This window comes from Candidatus Sulfotelmatobacter sp. (assembly GCA_035498555.1).
In the GTDB taxonomy this organism is placed as follows: domain Bacteria; phylum Eisenbacteria; class RBG-16-71-46; order RBG-16-71-46; family RBG-16-71-46; genus DATKAB01.
Genome location: DATKAB010000014.1, coordinates 1 through 8,323, shown reverse-complemented (window position 1 = coordinate 8,323; position 8,323 = coordinate 1). Strand labels below are relative to the sequence as shown.

Annotated in this window: 5 protein-coding genes; 3 read left to right on the top strand and 2 right to left on the bottom strand. The window is 67.2% G+C overall.

The features are described 5' to 3' along the window. Positions 1 to 294: 294 nt before the first annotated feature. Positions 295 to 1,383 (bottom strand): aminofutalosine synthase MqnE, encoded by a 1,089-nt coding sequence (gene mqnE / locus VMJ70_01660; protein HTO89813.1) that lies wholly within the window; start codon positions 1,381 to 1,383, stop codon positions 295 to 297. A gap of 249 nt (positions 1,384 to 1,632) precedes the next feature. Between mqnE and VMJ70_01655 the strand changes: the two genes are divergently transcribed. From VMJ70_01655 to VMJ70_01645, 3 genes are all read left to right on the top strand, one after another. Continuing rightward, the gene (locus tag VMJ70_01655) at positions 1,633 to 4,206 is read left to right on the top strand and encodes a T9SS type A sorting domain-containing protein (protein HTO89812.1); all 2,574 of its coding nucleotides are present in this window, start codon (positions 1,633 to 1,635) and stop codon (positions 4,204 to 4,206) included. A 152-nt stretch (positions 4,207 to 4,358) separates the two neighbouring features. Then, positions 4,359 to 5,357, top strand: a complete 999-nt coding sequence (locus tag VMJ70_01650) for a choice-of-anchor V domain-containing protein (protein HTO89811.1) — start codon at positions 4,359 to 4,361, stop codon at positions 5,355 to 5,357. A 413-nt stretch (positions 5,358 to 5,770) separates the two neighbouring features. Continuing rightward, positions 5,771 to 8,050 carry a hypothetical protein gene (locus VMJ70_01645; GenBank protein HTO89810.1) on the top strand — a complete coding sequence of 760 codons (2,280 nt, stop codon included), beginning with the start codon at positions 5,771 to 5,773 and terminating at the stop codon, positions 8,048 to 8,050. A gap of 56 nt (positions 8,051 to 8,106) precedes the next feature. On the opposite strand, the gene VMJ70_01640 is transcribed toward VMJ70_01645, so the two are convergent. Next, the coding region (locus tag VMJ70_01640; GenBank protein ID HTO89809.1) for a hypothetical protein at positions 8,107 to 8,323 on the bottom strand (217 nt) is incomplete at its 5' end.

The following is an 8,323-nucleotide window of genomic DNA, read 5'->3' as shown; positions in this document are numbered from 1 at the left end:
GCTTCATCGGGATCATCTCGCACGCCGAAGGCTACTTCGTCGATGAGAGCGGGAATTTCGCGGGCTGGCTGACCAGCGACTACCGCGAAATCCTGACCGGTTACGATCTACAGGAGCCGGTGGCCGCGAGATAGCGGGGCGGGAACGGGCGGCGGGTGCGCTCGGCGGAGTTCTCGGGCCTCGAGGCGGGACGCCATCGCGTGGACGTGAGCGCGGGGAAGCCGCTCTCGCCGGGGCCCTACCTGCTGAGCATGACGCACGCAGGGAGAACGCTCAGCGCACGTGCCGTCGTGCTCAGGTGGCGGCGAGCGCGCTCTCCGAGTACTCGCGCACCACGCGGTAGAGCGCGTCGCGCTGCACCGGAATCTTCCCGGCCTCGCGGATCGAGTGCACCATCGCCTCTTCGGCCAGCCCGACCGGGCTCTTGGCCTGGGCGGCGTGCGCGATCTTCTCGACGCCGATCGTGCCATCCATGTCGCTGGCGCCGAAGTTGAGGCCGAGCCCGGCGGTGTCCTGGCCGAGCATCACCCAGTAGCTCTTCACGTGCGGCACGTTGTCGAACACCAGGCGCGAGATCGCGATGGTCTTCAGGTCCTCGATCGCCGAAGCCTGGCGGCGGACGAGGCCGGTGTTGCCGGGCTGGAACGCGAGCGGGATGAAGGCGAAGAATCCCGGCGCGCGATCCTCCAGCTCGCGCAGGTCGATCAGGTGCTGCACGCGCTCGGCGCGCGTCTCGATGTGGCCGTAGAGCAGCGTGGCGTTGGAGGGAATGCCCATGCGATGCGCGACTTCGTGGATTTCGAGCCAGCGCTTGGCGCCGATCTTCTGATGGAAAATCTCGCGGCGCACGCGCTCGCTGAACACTTCAGCGCCGCCGCCGGGCAGCGCGTCGAGCCCGACCTTGCGCAGCTGGTCGAGCACCCACTCGGCCGGCATCTTGGTCAACCGGCAAAAGAAGTCGATCTCGACCGCGGTGTAGGCCTTGACGCTCAAGTCCGGCTTCTTCTCCTTCACCCAGCGGATCACGTTCAGGTAGTCGTCGAAGCGCCACTTGTTGTGGAGTCCGCCGACGATGTGGATCTCGGTGATCTCGGGATCGACGTGCGCCTCGATCTGCTCGCGCGTCATGGTGTAGGCGTCGGGAGCGCCCGGCTTCTTCGCGTAGTCGCAGAACTTGCACGCAAGCACGCAGACGTTGGTCGGGTTCAGCTGGCGGTTGACGGTGAAATAGACCCGGTCGCCGTGCCGGTCGCGGGCCATGGCGTTGGCCAGGCGGCCCAGATCGAGCACCGGGGCGTCGAAGAGGCGCACGCCCTGGGCCTGGGTGAGGCGGGCGCCCTCGAGCAGGGCATGCTGGGCCTCGGCCGCGGCCGGATGGGACACGCGGACGGCGCTCAGGTGGCGGGGCGATGAGGTGCTTCGAGCCGGGGAAACCATGGCGGGCGTGGAGTATAGCCAGCGTCGCCGGGCCGGTCGAGGCGGCGGGCAGGCGGGCGGGCGCCGCCCCGGCCCCGCGAAAAATGGCGTGACCTGCGGCCGCCCGCGCTGTCAGAATTCTCGAGTCAGGGCCGGCGCGCGACCCGTCCTCGGGAGCGACCCCCTTCGGCGCCGGCGCTCGTCCGGAGGCCCGCCATGAAACGCCTTCTTCCCGTCTCGCTCGCGGCCGCGGCCCTCGCCGCGGGTTTGGCGCTTGCCGCGCAGGGAGCACTCGCCGAGATCATCTTCGATGCCCCGTTTCTCTCGACCGCCGGCGGGGAGACGCCGCAGGGGTTGGCCGCCGGCGATCTCAACGGGGATGGCAAGGTTGATCTGGTCTCGGCCGCTTCGTATGCCTTTAGCAATGAGCTCTCGGTCAACCTCGGGCTCGGGGACGGTCGCTTCGCGCCGCCCGTCGATTACACGTGCGGCACCTGGTGTTGGGACATCGCGATCGGCGACGTGAACGGTGACGGCAAGCTGGACGTTGTGACGGCGAACCGCACCGCCGACGTCTCGCTGCTGCTCGGCAACGGCGACGGGACGCTCGGGCCCAACGTCGAGTACGCCACCTTCTCGGCGGGTTCCCCGAATTCGCGATCCGTCGTCATCGCCGACCTGAATGGAGACGGGCGCGGCGACGTGATCGTCACCACCCCGAACTCGCCCGTGCTCTCGATCCTCCCCGGCAACGCCGACGGCACGCTCGGCCCGCGCGTGGATCTCACGATGGCCACGTCATCCAACTTCGTGCTGGTCGCCGACTTCAATCACGACGGCCTGCCCGACATCATGGGCTACGCGTTCGTGGGCAACGATACAGAGCTGTCGCTGCGCCTCAACAACGGCAGCTTCTCGTTCGGGCCGGGCATCCTCGTCGATGCCGGGGCTCACTATCCTTCCAGCATCGGCCGCATGGCGGCGGGCGATTTCGACCACGACGGCAAGCTCGACGTCGCTTTCATCGAGTCTTCGAGCGCTTCCGCTTTCGTCGGCGTATGCCTCGGGAATGGGGACGGGACATTTGGGCCGGCGGCGACATTCGCGAACGAGAAGTTCACTCAGTACCTGGCCGCCGGCGACTTCGACGGCGATGGGAAGATCGACCTCGCTGCGAGCAGGACTGGGGATGGCCTGGTCGTCCTGCTTCGCGGCCACGGGGATGGCACTTTCGAGCCTGGGAGAGACTTCGCGTCCGTCAGTTCAGCGCGAGGGGTCGCGGTGGTCGACGTCAACGGGGACGGTCGCGACGACCTCGCGCTGTCCGGCCACTTAGGTAGCGCGGCGGGAGTTCTGCTCGGCAATGCGGCGGGCGGTTTCGGCGACGCCCGCGAATTCTCGGTCGGTACCCAGTTCGAAGCCGGCAGCGGCAGTCCGTCCCAAGTTGCCGTCGGGGACGTCAATCACGATGGCATTCCCGATATCGCCACGATTTCCGGGTCGCCGGACTCGCTGGACCTGCTCCTCAACGACGGTTCCGCGAATTTTCCCGTGCTCCTGCGCTCCCCGATCGAGCCGTCAGCGCAGATCGCTCTCGCCGACTTCGACGGCGACGGGATTCCGGACTTGCTGACCGAGAATTCGTCTCTGCCGAACGGCGATTCCGATTCCACCGTCACGATTCGACACGGAAACGGCAACGGAACCTTCGGGCCGCCCGCGCGCTGGTTCGTGGGCCGAGGCCCGGTGAGCGTGCAGATCGCCGACGTGAACCACGACGGGAAGCGCGATCTGGTCGTGCTGTGCGGCTTCGACGAAACGGGCGGGGTGATCGCCAGCGACGCCCACAAAATCGCAGCGGTCCTCGGGAACGGCAACGGCACGTTCCAGCCACCGGTCGCTTTCGAGACCGGCGACCAGACCAGTTCCTTCGCCGTGGGGAATCTCGATCACGACGGCAATCCCGACATCGTTTATTCCAGGGCCGACGCCAACCGCGTCGGGACCCTGATGGGCAACGGCGATGGCACGTTCATTCCTGGGCCGTCGTTCGATATGAAACGGGCCGGCACTCTGGCGCTGGGCGACGTCAACCAGGACGGCGTGCTCGACCTGGCCATCGAGCACACCCCGGGAGCTTCGCGGCCCGACAGCGTCGCGGTCATGCTGGGTGCCGGCGACGGATCGTTCACTGCGTTCCATGAGCTCTTGCTGCGCGGCTCATACCAGATCCTGGGTCTCGTGGACTTGGATCGCGACGGCCATCTCGATCTCGCCCTCCAGACCAGCGCAAGTGCGCTCTCGGTGTGGTCGGGACACGGCGATGGGAACTTCACGCCGCCAATCACCGATTTCGGTCTCGGCTCCGAGCCCAATCAAGTCGCATTCGCGGATCTCAACGGCGATCTCCTGCCCGACGTCGTCGCGGTCAATCTGGTTATGGACGACGTCCAGGTCCTCGTCAATCGCACGCCTTCCGGCTCGACCGCGGTGCCTCCATCGCTCGAAGCGCCCTCCGCGTCGTCTCTTGCACTGGCCGGGAGCTTCCCGAACCCGGCGCGAGGAGATCGGCTGGTGGCAGCATTCTCGCTGGTGGGACGAGAGCCCGCGCGGCTCGAGTTGTTCGACCTCGCCGGGCGCCGGCTGGTGGCCCGCGAGGTGGGCGCCTTCGGTGCGGGCGCCCATCGCGTGGACCTTGCAGCCGGTCGGCGCTTCGCGCCCGGGGTCTACCTGTTGCGGCTCACGCAGTCCGGCGTTACGAGGACCGCGCGCGTCGCGGTCCTCGATTAGGGCCGGCCGGCCAGGCACCCCACCAAGCCTCCGCCCCGCCTCGAGGTTGACTTGCCGTTTTCTGTAGCTGAACGCCTGACAATGAGTTATACTTTCGGCGCTGACAGTCGGCTTGCAATCCCCCACCGAGCGATCCCGCAGGAGTACGCATCATGCGCCACACCATCGTCCGGGCGGCCGTCGTTTGCGTGCTTGTCCTGGGAGTGACGCGCGCCTTCGCAGTCCCCACCGGCGCCGTCGCCACGCGAACCGGAGCGCTGGGTTTCGCCAACACTCCGCCAAAGCCCTCCGAGGCCGCCGAACTCAACTGCACGGTCTGCCACACTCCGAACGGCAGTGGCATTCCTTCGGGAATCAACGATCCGAGCGGCTCGCTGACGTTGCTCGGCGTCCCCCACAACTACTCGCCGGGTTCCACTTATTTGATCACGGTCCGCCTGCAGCACACCTGGAATCCGGTACCGCCCGATCCGCTGCGCTGGGGATTTCAGCTCCAGGCGATTCAGGCCAACACCGGCGACAGCGCGGGCATCTGGCAGTTCGGCGCGAACGTTCCGCCCGATTCGTTCAAGATCGTGAAGCCGACGGGAAGCAGCGTGTACAAGAACCGCCGCTACGTGGATCAGGCCGGCTGGACTATCGACATCGAGCATCCCGGCGGCCCCACGCACTACGGCGAAGTGGGCCCGGTCGAGTGGCACGTCAACTGGCAGGCCCCGCCGGGCGATAGCGGCAAGATCTATTTCTTCGCCGCCGGCAACTCGACCAACGGCGACGATCAATGCAATGGCAGCGGCGACTTCGTGTTCACGACCATGGACAGTTCGGTGGCGAGCGGCTCGACCGCCGTGCCGGGCGGCGGCGCCCGATTCCTCACCGTGCTCGACGCGCCGATCCCCAATCCTGCTCGCGGCCGCGCCGACCTCGGCTTCTCGATCGAGCATGGCGGCGTGGTGGATCTCTCGATCTTCGATCTTTCCGGGCGCCGCGTGGCCACCGTGCTCCACGAATTCCGTGACGCCGGCCGCTATCGCGCCGAGTGGAGCGGCCGCACCGACCGTGGATTGCTGGCGAGGAACGGGGTCTACTTCGTCCGACTCACCTCGCCGGATCACCAGCTCATCTCCGAGAAGTTGACGCTGTCGCGGTGACGAGCCGCGGGCCCGGTTCCGGCCCGCCGGCATCCCTGCTATCGTCCGCGGCGAAGGGCCCATCCTGTCCCGGCGCTCCCCCCTGAACCCGCCGGCGGCTGAACCTCGCGCGCCCAGAGTCGCGAGAACCGAATCAAGAGGAGAATCTCATGCTGGCTCGATCGTTCTCGCGCCGGGCTGTTGCTATCGCTCTGAGCCTCGCGCTCTCTACCCCACTGATCGCCTCGCGCACCGCAGCGCAGGCGCCCACCGACAGCACCGCGCACCCGGCGCCTCCCAGCGAAACGCCGGCAGCGACGACGGCCGCGCCCGAGCAGGCAACGCCGGCCGCGCCGCACGCGGCGGTGCCGACTCATGCCGCCGCTCCGATCCACGCCGCGCCCGAAAGTGTGCTCGCCGAGGCTTCGCCTCCCGTGAGCGCCAAGGCGCCCGATGGCGGCTGGCCGCGCCTGATCACCACCGCTTCGGGCGGCTCGCTGATCCTCTATCAGCCGCAGATCCTCAGCTGGGACAACCAGAAACTGTTGAAGGCGATGGGTGCGATTTCGTACGCCTCGAAGGGTTCCACCACGCCCAAGCTCGGCACGCTCAAGCTTCAGTCCCCGACTTCGGTCGCGCTCGACGAGCGCATGGTCAATCTCGAGCGCGTGACGATCGAAGAGATCAACTTTTCGACGCTCGACAAGAACGCCGCCCAGGAGGTGGCTAGCGAGGTTCAGAAATCCCTGCCCAAGGCCAACCTGGTGATCGCGCTCGACCGCGTGCTGGCCGCCGTGGACAAGAGCCAGATCGGCGCCAAGGGCGTCAAGATCAACACCGACCCGCCGCCGATCTTCGTCTCGCCCGATCCGTCGATCCTGGTGCAGACCGACACGACGCCGATCATGAGCTCGATTTCGGGCACCACGCTCAAGTACGTGGTGAACACCAATTGGGATCTGTTCCAGGACACCAAGACCAACATCTGGTACCTGCGCAAGGACACCTACTGGCTCCAGACCACCGATCTCAAGGACCCGAAGAAGTGGGGGCCGGCGAAGAAGCTGCCCGACGACTTCCAGAAGCTGCCCTCCGACGACAACTGGAAGGCGGTGAAGGAGAACATTCCCGGGAAGGGCATCAGCAAGAGCAAGATGCCGGTGGTGTTCTTCAGCGACAAGCCGGCCGAGTTGATCCTGGTCGACGGCAAGGCGAAGACCGAGCCGATCTCGAAGAAGTCGAACCTGCTCTGGGTCGAGAACACCGAGAGCGACCTGTTCCAGATGAAGAAGGCCGACTACTACTACCTGGTGTCGGGGCGCTGGTTCAAAGCCAAGAGCCTCGATGGTCCGTGGACCTTCGCCTCCAACAGCCTGCCGCCCGAGTTCAGCCAGATTCCGCCCGATCATCCGCGCGCGCGCGTGCGCTCGTCGGTCCCCGGCACGGATGAGGCTGCCGAAGCGGTGCTGCTCGCCTCGATCCCCAAGACCGCGCGCGTCGACAAGAAGAACCTCGCGGCGCCCACGGTCAGCTACTCGGGCGATCCCGAGTTCAAGCCGATCGAAGGCACCACGCTCTACTACGCCGTCAACTCGCCCAACGACGTGATCAAGGTGGGCAACGAATACTACCTGTGCTTCCAGGCCATCTGGTTCAAGTCCGGAAATCCGAACGGCCCGTGGGAAGTCACGACCGACATTCCGCCGGAGATCTACAAGATTCCGTCGGACTCTCCGGTCAGCAACGTGACCTACGTGACGGTGGTCGAAAACGATCCTCAGTATCCGACCTACGGCTACACCGCCGGCTACGTCGGCGTCTCGATCGCGTTCGGCTGCGCCATGTGGGGCGGCGGCTGGTACTACCCACCCTACTATCACTACCCGCCGATGGGCCCGCCGATCTACTACCCGCGACCGGTCGCATACGGCGGCGGCGCGGTCTACAACCCGCGCACCGGCGCCTACGGCTACGCACAACACGCCTACGGCCCCTACGGCGGCGTGAGCCGCGCCGCGACCTACAATCCGAAGACGGGCACCTACGCGCGCGGCGGCATGGCGTACGGACCGGGCGGCTCCTCCGGCTGGGCACAGGCCTACAACCCGCGCACCGGCACCGCGGCGGCGACGCGCCAGGGCAGCAACGTCTATGGCAGCTGGGGCTCGAGTGCGGTCGCGCGCGGTGACAACTGGGCGAAGACTCAGCGCGTCACCGACGCCAACGGCAACACGCGCTGGGCGGCACAGGGCAGCGGCGGCGGCTCGGCCAAGGGCTGGAACACTTCGAACAGCAGCGGCTTCGTCGGGCAGAAGGGGAACGGCGACGTCTACGCCGGCAAGGACGGCAACGTGTACCGCAAGACCGACAGCGGCTGGCAGCAGTGGAACGGAAACGGCGGCGCGGGCGGCGGCGGCTGGAACGACGTCAACGGCGGCAATCGGCCCTCGAATCAGCCGGCCGGCGGCGCGGGAACGCGGCCTTCTACGGGAACGCAACCCTCGACGCGGCCCTCCGCGGGCACGCAGCCGTCGACGCGGCCGTCGGGCGGCTACAACTCCGACACGGCGGGTCAGCTCAATCGCGACGCTCAGGCCCGCAGCACCGGCAACGCGCGCACGCAGCAGAACTATGGCGGCTCGCGGAGCGGCGGGTACTCGGGCGGCGCGCGTCCCAGCGGCGGTGCGCGCGGCGGCGGCGGGCGGCGCCGTTAGGAGCTGCGGGAAGTCAGCGGAACGCGGGCGCGATTCAAGCGCGCCCGCGTTCGTGCTTAGGGAGAGAAGTAGTAACTCAGCTTCGCGAGGAAGATATTGTCGGGGTGCGTATTCCCGAGGGCGCTCATCGACTGGCGGAAGTTGAACTCGCCCTCGGTCACCTGGTCGTCGCGCGTCTGCGTCCAGACCAGGTAGAACGTCGAGCCCGGCATGTACTCCCAGCGGAACACGGCATTGCCCCGCAGCGAGCGCACCGTGAAATCGCGATCGCCG

Bases quoted from the DNA above. Each gene is read 5' to 3' on its own strand.
- VMJ70_01655 (HTO89812.1), top strand. From the start codon at position 1,633: ATGAAACGCCTTCTTCCCGTCTCGCTCGCGGCCGCGGCCCTCGCCGCG.
- VMJ70_01650 (HTO89811.1), top strand. From the start codon at position 4,359: ATGCGCCACACCATCGTCCGGGCGGCCGTCGTTTGCGTGCTTGTCCTG.